This window comes from Fangia hongkongensis FSC776 = DSM 21703 (genome assembly GCF_000379445.1).
GTDB lineage: Bacteria > Pseudomonadota > Gammaproteobacteria > Francisellales > Francisellaceae > Fangia > Fangia hongkongensis.
Genome location: NZ_KB902269.1, coordinates 1 through 1,564, shown reverse-complemented (window position 1 = coordinate 1,564; position 1,564 = coordinate 1). Strand labels below are relative to the sequence as shown.

1 rRNA gene is annotated in these 1,564 nt (G+C 49.0%); it reads right to left on the bottom strand.

The features are described 5' to 3' along the window. Nucleotides 1–142: 142 nt before the first annotated feature. Nucleotides 143–1,564: ribosomal RNA gene (locus A37Q_RS0109520) — 16S ribosomal RNA — on the bottom strand; the annotation flags it as partial.

The following is a 1,564-nucleotide window of genomic DNA, read 5'->3' as shown; positions in this document are numbered from 1 at the left end:
CCAGCTGAGCTACAGACCCAATCTAACAAAAAATAAAATATGTAAACACTCAAATACTCCAAGGATCTATTCTCATTTTTTTGTACTCATTCATTCAACATCAAACATTTACAATTCAACATTAAAATCATCTTCGTACCTTTAAGGAGGTGATCCAGCCGCAGGTTCCCCTACGGCTACCTTGTTACGACTTCACCCCAGTCATGAATCACAAAGTGGTAAGCGCCCTCCGAAGTTAAGCTACCTACTTCTTTTGCAACCCACTCCCATGGTGTGACGGGCGGTGTGTACAAGACCCGGGAACGTATTCACCGCGGCATGCTGATCCGCGATTACTAGCGATTCCGACTTCATGATCTCGAGTTGCAGAGATCAATCCGGACTTAGAACACCTTTGTGAGTTTCGCTCCAGATCGCTCCTTCGCAGCCCTCTGTAGTGCCCATTGTAGCACGTGTGTAGCCCTACCCGTAAGGGCCATGATGACTTGACGTCGTCCCCACCTTCCTCCGCCTTATCAGCGGCAGTCTCTCTAGAGTGCCCAACTTAATGATGGCAACTAAAAATAAGGGTTGCGCTCGTTGCGGGACTTAACCCAACATTTCACAACACGAGCTGACGACAGCCATGCAGCACCTGTCTCTAAGTTCCCGAAGGCACAAACCAATCTCTCGGTTCTTCTTAGGATGTCAAGGGTAGGTAAGGTTCTTCGCGTTGCATCGAATTAAACCACATGCTCCACCGCTTGTGCGGGTCCCCGTCAATTCCTTTGAGTTTTAGCCTTGCGGCCGTAGTCCCCAGGCGGAGTACTTAACGCGTTAGCTGCGCCACTAAAGCCTTTTCACCGACTCCAACAGCTAGTACTCATCGTTTACAGCGTGGACTACCAGGGTATCTAATCCTGTTTGCTACCCACGCTTTCGTCCCTCAGTGTCAGTTCAACCCCAGATTGTTGCCTTCGCCATTGATGTTCCTTCCGATCTCTACGCATTTCACCGCTACACCGGAAATTCCCCAATCCTCTAGTGAACTCTAGATAAACAGTATCAAATGCAATTCCTAGGTTGAGCCCAGGGATTTCACATCTGACTTATCTATCCACCTACGAACCCTTTACGCCCAGTAATTCCGATTAACGCTCGCACCCTCCGTATTACCGCGGCTGCTGGCACGGAGTTAGCCGGTGCTTATTCTTCGCCTAACGTCAAACTATCTAGCTCTTAACCTAATAGCCTTCCTCAGCGACTAAAGTGCTTTACAACCCTAAGGCCTTCTTCACACACATGGTATTGCTGGATCAGGGTTGCCCCCATTGTCCAATATTCCCCACTGCTGCCTCCCGTAGGAGTCTGGGCCGTGTCTCAGTCCCAGTGTGGCTGATCTTCCTCTCAGAACAGCTATAGATCGCAGCCTTGGTGAGCCTTTACCTCACCAACTAGCTAATCTAACATAGGCTCATCTCATGGCGACACCCTAAGGCACCTTTCATCATTAGATAATATGCGGTATTAGCAGCCGTTTCCAACTGTTGTCCCCCACCATAAGCCAGATTCCTATGCATTACTC